The 18,235-nt window shown below is 75.1% G+C and carries 16 protein-coding genes; 14 read left to right on the top strand and 2 right to left on the bottom strand.

The annotated features are described in order from the left end of the window. Nucleotides 1-155 precede the first annotated feature (155 nt). Genes pyrR through pyrF form a run of 7 tightly spaced genes read left to right on the top strand, consistent with a single transcriptional unit; the run spans nt 156 to nt 9,224 of the window. Nucleotides 156-800: a bifunctional pyr operon transcriptional regulator/uracil phosphoribosyltransferase PyrR gene (gene pyrR, locus ACFU9A_RS13090; protein ID WP_430575718.1), complete on the top strand. Its 645-nt coding sequence runs from the start codon at nt 156-158 to the stop codon at nt 798-800. Beyond that, nucleotides 797-1,804 carry an aspartate carbamoyltransferase catalytic subunit gene (locus ACFU9A_RS13085; protein WP_430575717.1) on the top strand — a complete coding sequence of 336 codons (1,008 nt, stop codon included), beginning with the start codon at nt 797-799 and terminating at the stop codon, nt 1,802-1,804. The genes pyrR and ACFU9A_RS13085 overlap by 4 nt, the downstream gene beginning before the upstream one ends. Continuing rightward, entirely contained in the window at nt 1,801-3,144 is a 1,344-nt protein-coding gene (locus ACFU9A_RS13080; protein ID WP_430575716.1) for a dihydroorotase, read from the top strand. The genes ACFU9A_RS13085 and ACFU9A_RS13080 overlap by 4 nt, the downstream gene beginning before the upstream one ends. Then, nucleotides 3,141-3,683 (top strand): hypothetical protein, encoded by a 543-nt coding sequence (locus tag ACFU9A_RS13075; protein ID WP_430575715.1) that lies wholly within the window; start codon nt 3,141-3,143, stop codon nt 3,681-3,683. The genes ACFU9A_RS13080 and ACFU9A_RS13075 overlap by 4 nt, the downstream gene beginning before the upstream one ends. After that, entirely contained in the window at nt 3,680-4,978 is a 1,299-nt protein-coding gene (gene carA, locus ACFU9A_RS13070; RefSeq protein ID WP_430575714.1) for a glutamine-hydrolyzing carbamoyl-phosphate synthase small subunit, read from the top strand. Before ACFU9A_RS13075 ends, carA begins: the two co-directional genes overlap by 4 nt. Further along, nucleotides 4,978-8,355, top strand: coding sequence for a carbamoyl-phosphate synthase large subunit (gene carB / locus ACFU9A_RS13065; protein WP_430575713.1), 3,378 nt, complete (start codon nt 4,978-4,980; stop codon nt 8,353-8,355). Before carA ends, carB begins: the two co-directional genes overlap by 1 nt. After that, nucleotides 8,352-9,224 carry an orotidine-5'-phosphate decarboxylase gene (gene pyrF, locus ACFU9A_RS13060; RefSeq protein ID WP_430575712.1) on the top strand — a complete coding sequence of 291 codons (873 nt, stop codon included), beginning with the start codon at nt 8,352-8,354 and terminating at the stop codon, nt 9,222-9,224. The genes carB and pyrF overlap by 4 nt, the downstream gene beginning before the upstream one ends. A gap of 109 nt (nt 9,225-9,333) precedes the next feature. On the opposite strand, the gene ACFU9A_RS13055 is transcribed toward pyrF, so the two are convergent. Continuing rightward, nucleotides 9,334-10,170 carry a class I SAM-dependent DNA methyltransferase gene (locus ACFU9A_RS13055; protein WP_430575711.1) on the bottom strand — a complete coding sequence of 279 codons (837 nt, stop codon included), beginning with the start codon at nt 10,168-10,170 and terminating at the stop codon, nt 9,334-9,336. Between the two features lie 208 nt (nt 10,171-10,378). On the opposite strand from ACFU9A_RS13055, the gene mihF reads away from it, so the two are divergent. From mihF to ACFU9A_RS13020, 7 genes are all read left to right on the top strand, one after another. After that, nucleotides 10,379-10,690: an integration host factor, actinobacterial type gene (gene mihF, locus ACFU9A_RS13050; RefSeq protein ID WP_380323750.1), complete on the top strand. Its 312-nt coding sequence runs from the start codon at nt 10,379-10,381 to the stop codon at nt 10,688-10,690. 85 nt (nt 10,691-10,775) lie between these two features. Beyond that, nucleotides 10,776-11,336, top strand: a complete 561-nt coding sequence (gene gmk / locus ACFU9A_RS13045; protein WP_430575710.1) for a guanylate kinase — start codon at nt 10,776-10,778, stop codon at nt 11,334-11,336. An 89-nt stretch (nt 11,337-11,425) separates the two neighbouring features. Continuing rightward, on the top strand, nt 11,426-11,743 hold the full coding sequence (gene rpoZ / locus ACFU9A_RS13040) for a DNA-directed RNA polymerase subunit omega (RefSeq protein ID WP_430575709.1): 318 nt from the start codon (nt 11,426-11,428) through the stop codon (nt 11,741-11,743). A 37-nt stretch (nt 11,744-11,780) separates the two neighbouring features. Then, nucleotides 11,781-13,019: a bifunctional phosphopantothenoylcysteine decarboxylase/phosphopantothenate--cysteine ligase CoaBC gene (gene coaBC / locus ACFU9A_RS13035; protein ID WP_430575708.1), complete on the top strand. Its 1,239-nt coding sequence runs from the start codon at nt 11,781-11,783 to the stop codon at nt 13,017-13,019. Between the two features lie 75 nt (nt 13,020-13,094). Further along, entirely contained in the window at nt 13,095-14,312 is a 1,218-nt protein-coding gene (gene metK / locus ACFU9A_RS13030) for a methionine adenosyltransferase (protein ID WP_430575707.1), read from the top strand. Nucleotides 14,313-14,576: 264 nt separating this feature from the next. Then, nucleotides 14,577-16,880, top strand: coding sequence for a primosomal protein N' (locus ACFU9A_RS13025; RefSeq protein ID WP_430575706.1), 2,304 nt, complete (start codon nt 14,577-14,579; stop codon nt 16,878-16,880). Further along, on the top strand, nt 16,881-17,531 hold the full coding sequence (locus ACFU9A_RS13020; protein WP_430575705.1) for an HAD family hydrolase: 651 nt from the start codon (nt 16,881-16,883) through the stop codon (nt 17,529-17,531). It begins immediately after the preceding gene. Between the two features lie 24 nt (nt 17,532-17,555). Here ACFU9A_RS13020 and ACFU9A_RS13015 read toward each other — a convergent pair whose 3' ends face one another. Next, nucleotides 17,556-18,104, bottom strand: coding sequence for a GNAT family N-acetyltransferase (locus ACFU9A_RS13015; RefSeq protein ID WP_430575704.1), 549 nt, complete (start codon nt 18,102-18,104; stop codon nt 17,556-17,558). Nucleotides 18,105-18,235: the final 131 nt, after the last annotated feature.

Here is an 18,235-nt window from a genome sequence, read left to right as displayed (position 1 = left end):
GCGACCGCCTGTTCGTCGTTGTCGGCCGGTGTGACGCACGCCGCGCCCGCATCGTGGGCACGGCCCCGGGGCGCGCGGGGGCGACGGGATAGGGTGGAGGCCGTCAGAACGACACCCTTTAAGCCCGTCCCGTGAGGCGGAGAAGGAGGTCGCCAGTGACTACTGGCACCGGCATGCCCGGAACACCCGAACCGCGTGACGTCCCCGAGGGGACCGTCGTGCTCGGCGCGAGCGATGTCGCCCGCGCCCTCACCCGGATCGCGCACGAGATCGTCGAGCGCGCCAAGGGGGCCCAGGACGTCGTCCTGCTCGGCATCCCCACCCGCGGCGTGACGCTCGCCGCCCGGCTCGCGCAGCGGCTCGCGAGCATCGACCCGGCCTTCGACCCGGAGAACGACCTCGGCGAGCTGGACGTCACGATGTACCGCGACGACCTGCGCCGCCAGCCCACCCGCGCCGTCGGCGTGACCCGCCTGCCCGCGGCGGGGATCGAGGGCAAGACGGTCGTCCTGGTCGACGACGTGCTCTTCTCCGGCCGCACCATCCGCGCGGCGCTCGACGCCATCGGCGACCTCGGCCGCCCGCAGGCCGTGCGGCTCGCGTGCCTCGTGGACCGCGGGCACCGCGAGCTGCCGATCCGGCCGGACTTCGTGGGCAAGAACCTCCCGACGGCCCAGTCGGAGCGCGTGCGCGTGCTCCTGGCCGAGGTGGACGGCACGGACGCCGTGGTGATCAGCGGGCGCGAGCCCGGCGCCGGCGCCCCGCCCGCCGACCCCGAGGCCGACGGGGGTGCGCGATGAAGCACCTCCTGTCCACCGCGGACCTGGCCAAGGACGAGGCGATCGAGCTGCTCGACACCGCCGCGCAGATGGCGGCGACGCAGTCCCGCGAGATCAAGAAGCTCCCCACGCTGCGGGGCCGCACGGTGGTGAACCTGTTCTTCGAGGACTCCACCCGCACGCGCATCTCCTTCGAGACGGCGGCCAAGCGGCTGTCCGCGGACGTCATCAACTTCTCGGCCAAGGGGTCGAGCGTGTCCAAGGGCGAGTCGCTCAAGGACACCGCCCTCACCCTGCACGCCATGGGGGCCGACGCCGTGGTGGTCCGCCACTGGGCGTCGGGCGCCCCGTACCAGCTCGCCCACGCGGGCTGGCTCGACGCCGCCGTGCTCAACGCCGGTGACGGCACCCACATGCACCCCACGCAGGCGCTGCTGGACGCGTACACGATCCGCCGCCACCTCGGCGGCCACGGCGGCGGCCTGCGCCGCGGCGGGGACGACGGCGTCGGCGCGGACCTGGCCGGCGTGCGGGTCGCGATCGTGGGCGACGTGCTGCACTCCCGCGTCGCGCGGGCGAACGTGTGGCTGCTGCGCACGCTCGGCGCCGAGGTGACCCTCGTCGCGCCGCCCACGCTGCTGCCCGTCGGAGTCGAGGCCTGGCCCTGCCGCACCTCCTACGACCTGGACGCGACGCTCGCCGACTGGCAGCCGGACGCCGTGATGATGCTGCGCGTGCAGCGCGAGCGGATGTCCGGCGGTGCGGGTGCGTTCTTCCCGAGCCCGCTGGAGTACACCCGCTACTTCGGCCTCGACGCCCGCCGCACGGCGCTTCTGCCGCCGCACTCGATCGTCATGCACCCCGGGCCGATGAACCGCGGCCTCGAGATCTCCGCCGAGGCGGCGGACTCCGAGCGCGCGGTCATCGTGGAGCAGGTCGCCAACGGCGTCGCCGTGCGCATGGCATCCCTCTACCTGCTGCTGTCCGGCACCTCCTCGTCCGCCACCGAAGGGACCGCCCTGTGACCACCACCTACGTGCTGCGCGGGGTGCGACCCCTCGGCGGCGAGCCCGCCGACGTCGTCCTGTCCGGCGGCGTGATCGCCCAGGTCGCGGCCCCCGGCGCCGCGGACGTGCCCGCCGGCGAGGACGTCGTGGAGGTCGCGGCCGACGGCCACGTGCTGCTGCCCGGCCTGGTCGACCTGCACACCCACCTGCGCGAGCCGGGCCGCGAGGACGCCGAGACCGTCGCGTCGGGCACGCGCGCCGCGGCGGCGGGCGGGTTCACCGCCGTGCACGCCATGGCGAACACGTCGCCGGTCGCGGACACCGCGGGCGTCGTCGAGCAGGTGTGGCGCCTGGGCCAGGAGGCCGGCTGGGTCGACGTGCATCCCGTGGGGGCCGTCACCGTGGGCCTCGGCGGCGAGCGCCTGGCCGAGCTGGGCGCCATGGCCGACTCGGCCGCCCGCGTGCGGGTCTTCTCCGACGACGGCAAGTGCGTGCACGACCCGATCCTCATGCGCCGCGCGCTCGAGTACGTCAAGGCGTTCGACGGCGTCGTCGCCCAGCACGCGCAGGAGCCGCGCCTCACCGAGGGCGCCCAGATGAACGAGGGCGTCGTCTCCGCGGAGATCGGCCTGGCCGGCTGGCCCGCCGTCGCGGAGGAGGCGATCATCGCCCGCGACGTGCTGCTCGCCGAGCACGTCGGCTCCCGGCTGCACGTGTGCCACCTGTCCACCGCCGGGTCGGTCGAGATCGTCCGGTGGGCCAAGGGCCGCGGCATCGACGTCACCGCCGAGGTGACGCCGCACCACCTGATCCTCACGGACGAGCTGGCCCGCACCTACGACCCCACCTACAAGGTGAACCCGCCGCTGCGCACGGCCGAGGACGTCGAGGCGGTGCGCGCCGGCCTCGCCGACGGCACCATCGACATCGTCGCGACCGACCACGCCCCGCACACCCGCGAGGACAAGGACTGCGAGTGGGGCGCCGCGGCGTTCGGCATGACCGGGCTGGAGACGGCCCTGTCGGTCGTGCAGGCCACGATGGTCGACACGGGCCGCCTGAGCTGGGCCGACGTCGCCCGCGTCCTGTCGGTGAACCCGGCCCGCATCGGGCGGATCGACGACGCCCACGGGCGCCCCGTCGAGGTGGGAGAGCCCGCCAACCTCACCCTGGTGGACCCGGCCGCGACCCGCGTGGTCGACGGCGCCGCCCAGGCCACCGCGAGCGGCAACACCCCGTTCGCCGGGCGCGAGCTGCCCGGGCGCGTGGTGGCGACCTTCCTGCGCGGGCGCGCCACCGTCCTGGACGGCCGGCCCGTGGCACCGGCCGCCGCCGGCACGCGGGGAGGGGCGCGATGAACCTCCCCATGCCCGTCGCCGTCGGCATCTGGGTCGTGATCGGCGTGCTGCTCCTGCTGGTGGTCCTCATGGGCCGCCGGCGCCTCGCCGCCCGCACCCGCGACACCGTCCCCGTCCCGCCGGCCGCCCCCGAGGACCTCGGCGCGCTGCGCCTCGGGCCCCTGGAGGCCACCTACGTGTCCTCGACGCTCGCGGGCGACTGGCTCGCCCGCGTCGGCGCGCACCACCTCGGCGACCGCTCCACGGCCCGCGTGTCCGTGCACGACGCCGGCGTCCTCGTCGAGCGCGACGGCGCCCCCGACGTGTTCGCCCCCGTGGCCGCGCTGCGCGGCGTCGGCCTCGCGCCCGGCATGGCCGGCAAGTACGTCGGCGCCGACGGCCTGGTCGTCGTCACCTGGGAGGACCCGGAGGCGGGCGACGTGCCCGCGGTCGCCCTGGACACCGGCCTGCGCACGCGCCACGCGCCCGACCGCTCCCGCCTGGTCGACGCCGTGCGCCACCTCATGACCTCAGCCCCCGCACCGAAGGACGAGCAGTGACCTCCAGCTCCCTGACCAGCCCCGCGCCCGCGGCCCACGCCGCCCTGCTCGTCCTCGAGGACGGCACCGTCGCCCGCGGCCGCGCGTACGGCGCCCGCGGCGCCACCTTCGGCGAGATCGTCTTCTCCACCGGCATGACCGGCTACCAGGAGACCCTCACCGACCCCTCGTACCACCGGCAGATCGTCGTGATGACGGCACCGCACGTCGGGAACACCGGCATCAACGACGAGGACCCGGAGTCCGGCAAGATCTGGGTCGCCGGCTACGTGCTGCGCGACCCCGCCCGCCGCGTCTCCTCCTGGCGCGCGGACCGCTCGCTCGAGGAGGAGCTCGCGGCGCAGGGCGTCGTGGGCATCAGCGACGTCGACACCCGCAAGCTCACCCGCCACCTGCGCGAGCTCGGCGTGATGCGCGCCGGCATCTTCTCCGGCGACGCCCTGGTGCGTGAGGTCGCCGGCGGCACGCTCGTCGAGCGGTCCGTCCCCGAGCTGGTCGCCGAGGTCCAGGCCTCCCCGCAGATGGCGGGCGCCAACCTCTCCCCGGAGGTCACCACCAGCCACCCGTACGTCGTCGAGCCGTCGGGCGACTTCGCCGGGCAGGAGCCGCTGGCGACCGTCGTCGCCGTCGACCTCGGCATCAAGGCCATGACCCCGGCGCGCCTCGCCCAGCGCGGAGTGCGCGTGCACGTCGTGCCCCAGTCGGCGACCATCGCCGACGTCGAGGCCCTCCTGCCCGCCGACGGCTCGCCGTCCGGCGTCTTCTTCTCCAACGGCCCCGGCGACCCGTCGTCGGCCACCCACGAGATCGAGCTGCTGCGCGGCGTCCTGGACCGGGGCATCCCGTTCTTCGGCATCTGCTTCGGCAACCAGCTGCTCGGCCGCGCCCTGGGCTACGGCACCTACAAGCTCGGGTACGGCCACCGCGGCATCAACCAGCCCGTCATGGACCGCACCACCGGCAAGGTCGAGGTCACCGCGCACAACCACGGCTTCGCCGTCGACGCGCCCCTCGACGCCGTGAGCTCCGCGCCGCACGACGCCGAGCGCGCCGACGGCCGGACCTACGGGCGCGTGATCGTCTCCCACGTGGGCCTCAACGACCAGGTGGTCGAGGGGCTGACCGCGCTCGACATCCCCGCCTTCTCCGTGCAGTACCACCCCGAGGCCGCCGCCGGTCCGCACGACAGCGCCTACCTGTTCGACCGCTTCGTGGAGCTCATGACCACGCGCCAGCCCGTGACCGTCCCCGCCGAGGCGCTCGCCGCCGTCACCACCGGCGCGAAGGAGAACTGATGCCCCGCCGTTCCGACCTCTCGTCCGTCCTGGTCATCGGCTCCGGCCCGATCGTCATCGGTCAGGCCTGCGAGTTCGACTACTCCGGCACGCAGGCCTGCCGCGTGCTCAAGGAGGAGGGCCTGCGGGTCGTCCTCGTGAACTCCAACCCGGCCACGATCATGACCGACCCGGAGTTTGCCGACGCCACGTACGTCGAGCCGATCACCACCGAGGTGCTCACCTCGATCATCGCCAAGGAGCGCCCCGACGCGCTGCTGCCCACCCTGGGCGGGCAGACGGCCCTCAACGCCGCCATCGCCCTCGACGAGGCGGGCGTCCTCGAGCAGTACGACGTCGAGCTCATCGGCGCGAACATCCCCGCCATCCAGAAGGGCGAGGACCGCCAGCAGTTCAAGGACGTCGTGGCGAAGTGCGGCGGCGAGTCCGCCCGCTCGGTCATCGTGCACACCGTGGAGGAGGCCGTCGCCGCGGCCGGCGACCTCGGCTACCCGATGGTCGTGCGCCCGTCCTTCACCATGGGCGGCCTCGGCTCCGGCTTCGCCTACGACGAGCGCGAGCTGCGCCGGATCGTCGGGCAGGGCCTGCACTACTCGCCGACCACCGAGGTGCTCCTGGAGGAGTCCATCCTCGGCTGGAAGGAGTACGAGCTCGAGCTCATGCGCGACAAGGACGACAACGTCGTGGTCGTCTGCTCCATCGAGAACGTCGACCCCGTGGGCGTGCACACCGGCGACTCCGTGACCGTCGCCCCCGCGATGACGCTCACCGACCGCGAGTACCAGAAGCTGCGCGACATCGGCATCGCCGTCATCCGCGAGGTCGGCGTCGACACCGGCGGCTGCAACATCCAGTTCGCCGTCGACCCCGACACCGGGCGCGTCATCGTCATCGAGATGAACCCGCGCGTCTCGCGCTCCTCGGCCCTGGCGTCCAAGGCCACCGGCTTCCCGATCGCGAAGATCGCCGCCAAGCTCGCCGTCGGCTACACCCTCGACGAGATCCCGAACGACATCACCCGCGTCACCCCGGCCAGCTTCGAGCCCACGCTCGACTACGTGGTCGTCAAGGTGCCCCGCTTCGCGTTCGAGAAGTTCCCGGCCGCCGACCCGACGCTCACCACCACCATGAAGTCCGTGGGCGAGGCCATGGCCCTCGGCCGCAACTTCACCGAGGCCCTCGGCAAGGCCCTGCGCTCCATCGACAAGGGCGGCGTCGCGTTCCACTGGGACGGCGCCGCGCCGTCCGGGGCGGACCTCGACCAGCTCCTCGTCGAGATCGTGCGGCCCACCGAGCACCGCATGGTCGGCGTGCAGCAGGCGCTGCGCGCGGTCGTCGCGGGGCACACCACCCTCGAGGCCGTGTTCGAGGCCACGAAGATCGACCCCTGGTTCCTCGACCAGATCCTCCTCATGAACGAGGTCGCCGCCGAGGTCGCGGGCAGCGCCACCCTCACGGAGGACGTGCTGCGCCGCGCCAAGCGGCACGGCCTGTCGGACGTGCAGGTCGCCCGCCTGCGCGGCATGGGCGCCTCGGGAGAGGCCACCGTCCGCGAGGTGCGGCGTGCGCTCGGCGTCCGCCCCGTCTACAAGACGGTCGACACCTGCGCCGCCGAGTTCGCCGCCACCACGCCGTACCACTACTCGACCTACGACGAGGAGACCGAGGTGGCGCCCCGCGAGCGCGAGGCCGTCATCATCCTCGGCTCCGGCCCCAACCGCATCGGCCAGGGCATCGAGTTCGACTACTCGTGCGTGCACGCCGCCCTGACCCTCTCCGAGCGGTACGAGACCATCATGGTCAACTGCAACCCGGAGACCGTCTCGACGGACTACGACACCTCCGACCGCCTGTACTTCGAGCCGCTCACCTTCGAGGACGTCCTCGAGGTCTACGAGGCCGAGCTCGCCGCCGGCCCGATCAAGGGCGTCATCGTGCAGCTCGGCGGGCAGACGCCGCTCGCGCTCGCGCAGCGCCTCGCCGACGCCGGCGTGCCGATCCTCGGCACCTCGCCCGAGGCCATCGACGCCGCCGAGGACCGCGGCATCTTCGGCCAGGTCCTGCTCGACGCGGGCCTGCCCGCCCCCGCGTTCGGCACGGCCCGCTCCCTCGGCCAGGCCCGCGAGGTCGCCGAGACCATCGGCTACCCGGTGCTCGTGCGCCCGTCGTACGTGCTCGGCGGCCGCGGCATGGAGATCGTGTACTCCGTCGACCAGCTCACCGAGTACGTCGAGCGGGCGCTCGCGGCCGCCGCCGCGGACGAGCGCACGGCGGGCGGCCTGCTGCCCGCGCCGCTGCTCATCGACCGCTTCCTCGACGACGCGATGGAGATCGACGTCGACGCCCTGTTCGACGGCGAGGAGATGTTCCTCGGCGGCGTCATGGAGCACATCGAGGAGGCCGGCATCCACTCGGGCGACTCCGCCTGCGTGCTCCCGCCCGTCTCGCTGTCGACGTCCGAGATCGAGCGCATCCGCCGCTCCACCGAGGCGATCGCCCGCGGCGTGGGCGTGCGGGGCCTGCTCAACGTGCAGTACGCGCTCGTCTCCGACGTGCTCTACGTGCTGGAGGCGAACCCGCGCGCGTCGCGCACCGTGCCGTTCGTCTCCAAGGCCACCGGTACCTCGATGGCCAAGGCCGCGGCGCGCGTCATGGTCGGCGAGTCGATCGCCGAGCTGCGCGCGGCGGGCGTCCTGCCGGCCGAGGGCGACGGCGGCACCCTGGACCTGGGCGCGCCGCTGGCCGTCAAGGAGGCCGTGCTGCCGTTCAAGCGGTTCCGCACGGCCGAGGGCCAGGTCGTCGACACGGTGCTCGGGCCGGAGATGCGCTCCACCGGCGAGGTCATGGGCTTCGACAAGGACTTCCCGCACGCCTTCGCGAAGTCGCAGGCCGCCGCGTTCGGCGGGCTGCCCACCGCGGGCCGGGTGTTCGTGTCGGTCGCGGACCGCGACAAGCGCTCGATCGTGTTCCCGGTGAAGCGCCTGGAGGAGCTGGGCTTCGAGGTCCTCGCGACCTCGGGCACGGCCCAGGTGCTGCGCCGCAACGGCATCGGCAGCACGGTGGTCCGCAAGTTCTCCGAGGGGCGGGGCGCCGACGGCGAGCCGACCATCGTCGACCTCATCAGCGACGGCGAGGTCGACCTCGTGGTGAACTCGCCGTCGGGCCAGGGCGCGCGCGCCGACGGCTACGAGATCCGCGCCGCCACGACGGCGGCCGACAAGCCCATGATCACCACGGTGGACCAGCTCGCCGCGGCCGTGCAGGGCATCGAGGCGGTCCGGGGTGGACCGTTCGAGGTCGCCAGCCTCCAGGAGCACACGGCCGCCACGACCGCCCGGCTCGCGGGGGACGGCGCCGCGGCCGGGGTGCCGGCATGAGCGCGGACCTCGCGCAGGCCGCGCCCGTGCCGTTCGGGGCGCGGCTCGCCGCGGCGATGGACGCCCACGGCCCGCTGTGCGTGGGCATCGACCCGCACGCGTCCTTGCTGGCGGCGTGGGGCCTGGGCGACGACGCCGCCGGGGTCCGGGAGTTCGGGCTCCGCGTCGTCGACGCGCTCGGCTGGCGGGTCGCGGCCTTCAAGCCGCAGGCCGCGTTCTTCGAGCGCCACGGGTCGGCCGGCGTCGCCGCGCTGGAGGACGTGATCGCCGCGTCCCGCGCCGTGGGCACGCTGACGGTCGTCGACGCCAAGCGCGGCGACATCGGCTCGACCATGGGCGCGTACGCCGACGCGTTCCTCGCGGACGGATCGCCGCTGGCGGGGGACGCCGTGACCGTGTCGCCGTACCTGGGCTTCGGCTCGCTCGCGCCGGCGGCGGAGCTCGCGGCCCGCACGGGCCGCGGGATCTTCGTGCTGTGCCTCACCTCGAACAAGGAGGGGCACGAGGTGCAGCACGCCGTCGGGCCCGACGGCACGAGCGTCGCGGCCTCGGTGGCGGCGCAGGCTGCGGTGCTCAACGCCGGGGCGGAGCCGATGGGCTCGGTCGGCCTGGTGGTGGGTGCGACCGTCGGCGACGCCGCGCGGGAGACCGGCACCGACCTCGTGGCCGTGAACGGCCCCTTGCTGGCCCCCGGCGTGGGCGCGCAGGGAGCGGGGGAGCGCGAGCTCGCCGCTGTCTTCGGCCCCGCGCGCCGGCACGTCCTGGCGTCCTCCTCCCGCGGCGTCCTCGCCGCGGGCCCGGACGCGGACGCGCTGCGTGCCGCGGCCGCCGCGGCCGTGGCGGACGCGCGCGCCGCCCTGCGGGCCTGACGGGCCCGCCCGGGCCTGGTACCGACCGCGACGGCCGAGGGCCGCACCCGCGTGGGGTGCGGCCACCGGCCGTCGTCGTGCTTCGTGGTCCTCGTGGTGCCCGTCGCGCTCAGGACGCCGGCGCGAGCCGCCAGACGGACACGTGCCGCTCGCTGTCGGCGGTGAACGGCGTGCCGTCCCAGTCCTCCCAGCGCTCGACGAGCGTCATGCCGGCGATCCGCGCCATGAGGTCGAGCTCGGCGGGCCAGACGTACCGGAACGGCAGGGTCCGGAAGCGCCCGGTGCCGTCTGCCCCGACCGTCACGTGGTTCGACGTGAACCCCTGCGTGACCGTGTCGATCCGGTCGAAGCCCACGTACCCGCCACCGGCGGGGTCCGGGGCGACGGTGTACGGGACCGTGTCCTGCCCGGGCGGCATCCGGCGCAGGGGCGGCACCCCGACCTCGACGACGAAGTGCCCGCCGGGGCGCAGGTGGGCCGCGGCGGTGCGGAAGCAGTCCACCTGGCCGTCCTGGGTGGTGACGTTCCCGATGGTGTTGAACACGAGGTAGGCGAGGGAGAACTCGCCGGGCACGCGGGTGCGGGTCATGTCGCCGACGGTGACGGAGACGCGGTCGCCGCCCGGCTTGTCCGCGACGCGCGCGGCCATCGCGCGGGACAGCTCGATGCCGTGCACGGGCACGCCCCGCAGCGCGAGGGGCGCGGCCACCCGTCCCGTGCCGACGGCGAGCTCGAGCGCCGCGCCGTCGCCCGCGAGCCCGGCCAGCACGTCCACCGTGCGGGCCACGACCGCGGGGTCGAACTCGCGGTCCGTCGAGCTGTCGTAGCCGGCGGCGACGCTCTCCGGGAACCAGCCGTCGGCCGCGTGGTCGTCGGGAGCGGTCCCGGGGGAGGCGGCGGAGGAGGTCTCGGGAGCCCGGGCGGGCGGTGCCGGATCGGTGGCCATGCCGGCGACGCTAGGGCGACGGGAACTGCGCTGACGAGCGGTTTTCCGCCCGCGCGCCCCACCTGCGGAGATATCCTGACCCGTATGCCGCTTTCCTCCCGGTAGGAGGGTGGGGCGAACTGCCCTACGGATTGCCGCCTCCGCAGGTCGTGGCTACTTTCGAGTGAGCAGTTCCCTCATCAGCGGCTCGACAGAGTAGGTGACTTGCGTGGCTCTCCCCCCTCTCACCCCGGAACAGCGTGCGGCGGCCCTTGAGAAGGCGGCCGAGGCTCGGCGTGTGCGCGCCGAGATCAAGAACCGGTTGAAGTACTCCCAGGGCTCCCTCAAGGACGTGATCGAGCAGGGGCAGAAGGACGACGTCGTGGGCAAGCTCAAGGTCGTCTCGCTGCTCGAGTCGCTCCCCGGGGTCGGTAAGGTGAAGGCCCGGGCGATCATGGAGGAGATCGGGATCGCCGAGACCCGCCGGGTCCGCGGCCTCGGGCCGCACCAGGCTTCGGCGCTCATCGAGAGGTTTGGCTGACATTTCCGCACCACCCGCCGGCAGTCCGGCACCGCAGCAGGCCCCCGTCCCGGCGGACGCGGGAGCGACGCCGGCCCGCCTGACCGTGCTCGCCGGGCCCACGGCCGTGGGCAAGGGCACGGTCTCCGCCGACATCCGCGCCCGCTACCCGCAGGTGTGGCTGTCGGTGTCGGCGACGACGCGTCCCCCGCGGCCGGGGGAGGTGCACGGCGTGCACTACCTCTTCGTCTCGCCCGAGGAGTTCGACCGGATGGTCGCCGACGGCCAGATGCTCGAGTGGGCGGTGGTGCACGGGCGCAACCGGTACGGCACGCCGCGGGGCCCGGTCGAGGAGCACCTCGCGGCCGGGGTCCCCACGCTCCTGGAGATCGACCTGCAGGGCGCGCGGCAGGTGCGGGAGTCCATGCCGGAGGCGCACTTCGTGTTCCTCTCCCCGCCGAGCTTCGACGAGCTCGTGCGACGCCTGGTCGGCCGGGGCACGGAGGACGCCGAGGAGCGCGAGCGGCGCCTGACGACGGCGCGCACGGAGCTCGCGGCGGAGGCGGAGTTCGACGTGACGATCGTCAACGACGACGTCACGCACGCCACCGACGAGCTCGCGCGCGTCATGGGCGTGACGTCGGCGACACCACAGGTCACCCTGTAGGCCGCGCTGCCGGTCTCCGTGCGGGCGCGGGTAGGATGGACCGCTGAACCCCGACGTCGTCTTCCCTGAACCTGTCTGGAGTGTGACCCATGGCCGGAACCGTGGCCCAGCCCATCGGCATCACCGACCCGCCCATCGACGAGCTGCTCGAGCGCACCGACTCGAAGTACGGCCTGGTGCTGTACGCGTCGCAGCGCGCCCGCCAGATCAACGCGTACTACTCGCAGCTCAACGAGGGCCTGCTGGAGAACGTCGGCCCGCTGGTCGAGACCCGCAACCAGGAGAAGCCCCTCTCCATCGCGATGCGCGAGATCAACGAGGGCCTGCTCGTCTCCACGCCGGTCGAGGAGAAGTCCGCGGACGCCGCGGACCAGGTCGCCGAGCCCGGCGACGAGATCACCTTCTGACGCGCCGCCGTCAGGCGGTCGGGACGGGTTGCCCGCGATGAGGATCCTGCTGGGCGTCAGCGGCGGCATCGCCGCGTACAAGGCCGTGCTGCTGCTGCGCCTGCTGCGCGAGCAGGGCCACGCGGTCCGGGTGATCCCGACCGCGTCGGCCCTGCGCTTCGTGGGCGCGCCCACGTTCGAGGCGCTGTCCGGCGAGCCCGTCACCGACGAGGTGTTCGAGGACGTCGCGCACGTCCCGCACGTGGCGCTCGGCCAGGGCGCGGACCTGGTCGTCGTGGCGCCGGCGACGGCGGACCTGCTGGCCCGGGCCGCGAGCGGCCGGGCGGACGACCTCCTCACCTCGACCCTGCTGACGGCCCGTTGCCCGGTGGTGATGGCGCCCGCCATGCACACCGAGATGTGGGAGCACCCCGCGACCCGCGCCAACGTCGCGACGTTGCGCGCGCGGGGAGTCACCGTGATCGACCCCTCCAGCGGCCGGCTCACCGGCGCCGACACCGGCCCGGGCCGCCTGCCGGAGCCGGAGGAGATCGCCCGCGTCGCCCTGGAGGCCGCGCGCGCCACCGCCACCGTGCCGGCGGCCGTCGAGGACCTCGCCGGCCGCGCCGTGGTCGTCTCCGCGGGGGGTACCCGCGAGCCCATCGACCCGGTGCGCTTCATCGGCAACCGGTCCAGCGGCCGCCAGGGCGCGGCGCTGGCCGAGGCCGCGCGGGCCCGCGGCGCCGCCGTGACCCTGGTCGCGGCGAACCTCGACGACCAGGTGACCGCCGCCGCCCGTGCGGCCGGCGTCGTCGTCGTCCCCGTGGAGACCACCGCCGAGCTGCGCGACGCGGTGCGCGCCGGCGCCGAGGACGCGGACGTCGTGGTGATGGCGGCCGCGGTGGCCGACTTCCGCCCGGCGGACGTGCCCGACGCGAAGATCAAGAAGGTGCCCGGCTCCGGCCCCTCGCCCCTCACGCTCGTCGAGAACCCGGACGTGCTCGCGGAGCTCGCGCGCGACCGGCTGCGCCCGGGCCAGCTCGTGGTCGGGTTCGCGGCCGAGACGGGCGACGCCGACGGGTCCGTGCTCGAGCACGGGCGCCGCAAGGCCCTGCGCAAGGGCGCCGACCTGCTCGCCGTGAACGCCGTGGGCGGCGGGCGCGGGTTCGGTGCCACCACGAACGCGGTGACCGTCCTCGACGGGCAGGGCGACGTCGTGGCCGAGGCGTCCGGGACGAAGCGCGACGTCGCCGACGCGATCTGGGACGCCGTGACGAAGGCCCTGCCCAGCATCTGAGACGCTCCCGGCATGTGAGATGTTCGCCCGCTCGGGGGCGTGGCAGCGAGGGCCCGTGCCCGTAGGCTGTGGCGCATGACCGATGCGCTGCGCCTCTTCACGTCAGAGTCCGTGACCGAGGGCCACCCGGACAAGGTGTGCGACCAGATCTCCGACGCCATCCTGGACGCGCTGCTCGCCCAGGACCCGCACTCGCGCGTCGCGGTGGAGACCATGGTGACCACCGGCCTGGTGCACGTCGCGGGCGAGGTCACGACCGACGCGTACGTCGAGATCCCGCAGATCGTGCGCGAGGTCGTGCGCCGCATCGGGTACACGTCGTCCGCGATCGGCTTCGACGGCGACTCGTGCGGGGTGTCGGTGTCCATCGGGCAGCAGTCCCCGGACATCGCCCAGGGCGTCGACAAGAGCCTCGAGGAGCGCGACGACGCGTCCGGCCCCGGCCACGGACGCGACCCCCTCGACGCGCAGGGTGCGGGCGACCAGGGGCTGATGTTCGGGTACGCCACGGACGAGACGCCGTCCCTCATGCCGCTGCCGATCTGGACCTCGCACCGGCTCGCCGAGCGGCTCGCGGCCGTCCGCCGGTCGGGGGAGCTGCCCGGGCTGCGCCCCGACGGCAAGACGCAGGTGACGATCGGCTACGACGGCGACCGGCCCGTGCGCGTCGACACCGTCGTGCTGTCCACCCAGCACGACGCGGACATCGTGCAGGAGAAGCTGCAGCGCGAGGTCGCCGACCAGATCATCGCGCCCGTGCTCGCGCAGGTGGCCGCCGAGACCGGCGTCGAGACCGAGGGCGCGCGGCTCATCGTCAACCCGACCGGAAAGTTCGTGGTCGGGGGCCCGCAGGGCGACGCCGGCCTCACCGGCCGCAAGATCATCGTCGACACCTACGGCGGCATGGCCCGCCACGGCGGCGGCGCCTTCTCCGGCAAGGACCCGTCGAAGGTGGACCGGTCCGCGGCGTACGCGATGCGGTGGGTCGCCAAGAACGTCGTGGCGGCCGGCCTCGCGCGCCGGTGCGAGGTGCAGGTCGCGTACGCGATCGGCAAGGCGCACCCGGTGGGCCTGTACGTCGAGACGTTCGGCACCGAGACCGTCCCCGTGGAGCGGATCAGCGCCGCCATCGGCCAGGTGTTCGACCTGCGGCCCGCCGCGATCATCCGCGACCTGGACCTGCTGCGCCCCGTGTACGCGGCCACGGCCGCCTACGGCCACTTCGGGCGCGACCTGCCCGGGTTCACGTGGGAGCGCACGGACCGCGTGGACGCCCTGCGCGCCGCCGTCTGACGGTCGCCTGCGTCGTTTCCGCACCCCGCGAGGCGGGTGTGGGCGCGCGGTGGCGGAGCTTCTTCGCGCGGACGCGTTCACGGGCGCCAGGGCGCCCTCCACCTCGGGAGGGATACGTCCGCGCGAAGAAGCTCCGCCACCGCGCTCCGCTCTCGTCCGACGGTCCGCTTCTGTCCGACGGTTCGTCCGCCGTCCTCGGACACCCCGTCGCGCCCCCCTGTGCGGACCGGCGACGTCGTGGGCGGGTCGTGATGGGATGGCCTCGTGACTGAGATCTCCGAGCCCGAGCAGCCCGCGCTGCTCGGGCTCGACGACGTCCCGGCCCCCCGCACGACGGGCAAGGGGAGCAAGGGCGGCACGGGGAGCAAGGGCCGGAAGGCGGCCCTGGGTGCGACGCCCGTGGCCGACGAGCTGCCGGTGGCGCGCGTGGTGCTCGACCTGCAACCCGCGCACCTGGACCGGCCCTACGACTACCTGGTGCCCGCCACCATGGCCGACGACGCGCGCCCCGGCGTGCGCGTGCGCGCCCGGTTCGGGCCGCAGGAGGTGGCCGGGTACGTCGTGGAGCGTCGGGAGACGTCCGACCACGACGGCCGCCTGGTGCCGATCAAGCGGCTGGTGTCCGCCGACCCCGTGCTGTCGGAGCCGGTGCTGCGCCTCGCGCGGGCGGTCGCCGACCGGTACGCCGGCACCCTCGCCGACGTGCTGCGGCTGGCGGTGCCGCCGCGGCACGCCCGCGTCGAGAAGGAGGTCCTCGCCTCCCTGACCGAGGGCGAGGGCGCCGTGGACGGGGAGCCCGCGCAGGGCGACGCGACCGAGAGCACGGACGCAGACGAGCCCGGGGGACAGGACGCCCCTCAGGACGGCCCTGAGGTCGCCCAGGACGCCGCCGGGGAGGCGCCGGCGGGCCTCGCCGCTCCCCGGGCGGTTCCGGCCGTGACGGCGGGCTCCACGGCCGCGTGGGAGTCCTACCTGGGCGGGGAGGCGTTCTGCCGCCACCTGCTGGCCGGGCAGGCTCCCCGGGCCGTGTGGACCCCGCTGCCGGGCCTCGCGCCCCCGGCCGGCGACGGGCCGGCGCACGTGCCGCACTGGGCGGACGCCGTCGCGCAGGCCGCGCGCTCGACCCTCGCGGGGGGCCGGCGCGTGCTGGTCGTCGTGCCCGACGCCCGCGACGTGGAGCGGACCGTCACCGCGCTCGCGGAGGCGGGGGTCGACGACGTGGTCCGGCTCCTCGCCGACGACGGTCCCGCCCCCCGCTACCGCGCGTTCCTGCGCGCCCGGCACGGCCTCGCGGACGTCGTCGTCGGGACGCGCGCCGCGATGTTCGCGCCGGTGCCCGACCTGGGGCTCGTCGTGCTGTGGGGGGACGGCGAGGACACCCTCGCCGAGCCCCACGCCCCGTACCCGCACGCCCGGGACGTGCTCGCCCTGCGCAGCGAGCTCGAGGGCGCCGCCTACCTGCTCGCGTCGCCCGGCCGCACCGTCCAGGCGCAGGCGCTCCTCACCGCCGGGTGGGCGCGCGAGATCGTCGCGCCCCGCGACGTCGTGCGCGCCCGTGCCCCCCGGGTGCGCGCCCTGACGTCCGTGGAGCTCGCGTCGGAAGGCCCGGGGGCGGCCGCCCGCCTGCCCACGGCCGCGTGGCGCGCCGCCCGCGACGGACTGACCCGCGGCCCCGTCCTCGTCCAGGTGCCCCGCACCGGGTACCTGCCCGTCGTCGCCTGCGCCCGCTGCCGCACCGCGGCGCGCTGCGGCGCCTGCCACGGGCCGCTCGGGATGCCCCGCCACGGCTCCGCCCCCCAGTGCTCCTGGTGCGGCCGCCTGGCCGGGGGATGGCGCTGCGACGAGTGCGGAGACACCAGGGTGCGTGCCGTGCGCGTGGGCTCCGACCGCACCGCCGAGGAGCTGGGCCGCGCCTTCCCGGGCACCACCGTGAGGGTGTCGGCCTCCAACGCCCCCGGGGGCGTCCTCGACCGGGTGGGCCCCCAGCCCGCCCTCGTCGTCGCCACCCCCGGCGCCGAGCCCGTCGCCGACGGCGGGTACGCCGCCGCCCTCCTGCTGGACGCCGCCGTCTCCACCGCCGGCACCGGCCTCGCCACCGCCACCGAGGCCCTGCACCGCTGGCTCGCCGCCGGGGCCCTCGTGCACCCCTCCCGCGCCGGGGGGCAGGTGCTCCTCGTGGGGGACGCCGCGCCCGCGCCGACGAACGCGCTCGTGCGGTACGACCCCGGCGGGTTCGCCGAGCGCGAGCTCGCCGAGCGGCGCGAGCTCGCGCTCCCGCCCTCCGTCCGCGTCGCCGCCGTCACCGGGGACCGGGGCGCCGTCGACGCCCTCGTGGGCCGGGTGGCGCTCGCGGGCCCCGACACCGTCCTCGGGCCCGTCGAGCTGCCCGACGGCGCCGACCCGCGACGCGGCGGCACCCTCGAGCCCCAGGTGCGCACCGTGCTGCGCGTCCCCCTCGCCCAGGGCGCCGACCTCGCCGCCCAGCTGCGCGCCTCGCTCGCGGTGCGCTCCGCCCGGCGGGAGGGTGGCAGCGTCCGCGTGCAGGTCGACCCCAAGGAGATGCTCTAGATGGCCCAGGACGGCGCCCCCGGCACACCGCCCCCCGCGATGCCCACCCTGATCGACACCGTGGTGTTCGACTTCGGCAACGTCCTGGTCGGCTGGGACCCCTACGGCGCGTTCCCCGGCCGGACCCGGGCCGAGGTGGACGCCTGGATGGCGGAGGTCGAGTTCCCCGCCTTCAACCTCGCCCAGGACGCCGGCCGCAGCTGGGCCGACGCCCGCGCCACCCTCGCCGACCGGCCCCACCTGCAGCCCCTGCTCGACGAGTACGTCGCGAACTTCGCCGGCACCCTCACCGGCCCCGTCCCGGGCTCCGCCGACCTCGTCGACGAGCTGCACGCGGCGGGAGTGCGTCTCCTGGGCCTGACCAACTGGTCCGCCGAGCTGTTCCGGCACGCCGCCCCGGCCGCGCCCGCCACCACCCGCATGGAGCAGGTGGTCGTCTCCGGGCGGGTGGGGCTCGCCAAGCCCGACCCCGCGATCTTCCGCCACCTCGCCGCCACCCACCACGTCGACCCGGCCCGCGCCGTCTTCGTCGACGACAGCCCCACCAACGTCGCCGCCGCCCGCGGGGTCGGCTTCCACGCCGTCCCGTTCACCACCACGCCCGCCCTGCGCGCCGCGCTGCGCGACCTCGGGCTCCCCGTCCGCGCCTAGGGGGCAGACACCCGGGGCCGCCTCCTACGCAGGGGCGGCCTCCGGCCCCCGCAACCCGACGCAGTCGAGCCGCCAGAACGCGTCCGGATACACCAGGGCACCCGTCATCCACGCCTCGTGGCGCTCGCGGACCAGCACCTGGAACGCCACCGGCGGGATGCGGTCCGACGGCGCCCGGAACCCCCGCGCCCCGCCCGGCACGAACCCGAACCGCGGATAGAACCCCGGGTGACCCTCGAGGAACACCAACGGCTCCGGCCGGTCCGCCGTGCTCGCCAGCGCGTGACGCACCAGGGCAGACCCCACCCCCGCCCCCTGCACGCCGGGAGACACCGCCAGGGGGCTGAGCACCAGCACGTCCACCAGACGCCGAGGGGCGTCGAGCCACGCGCCCGTCAGCAGCACGTGCCCCACCACCCTGCCGTCCCGCTCCGCGACGAACGACAGGTCGCGCCACGCGGGCGACTCCCGCAGCGCCCGCACCAGGCGCACCACCAGGGAGCCCTCGGCGCCGAACGCCGCCCGCACCACCTCCTCCACCGCGGGCACGTCCCGCGGGCGCTCCGGGCGCACAAGGAGATCGTCCCGGGGGAGGGAGGAACCCTCGCGGCCCGACCCTCCCGCCGGCTCGCCAGGAGACGCCGTCCCGCGCCCGTCGACCGTCATGCGCCGCACGCTAGGCCCCCGGCGCTCGCGGACGCAGC

Origin of the sequence: Isoptericola sp. NPDC057653 (assembly GCF_042799955.1) — a bacterium.
In the GTDB taxonomy this organism is placed as follows: domain Bacteria; phylum Actinomycetota; class Actinomycetes; order Actinomycetales; family Cellulomonadaceae; genus Isoptericola.
The sequence above is the reverse complement of the archived record's forward strand: the minus strand, read 5'-3'. Positions and strand labels throughout refer to the sequence as shown.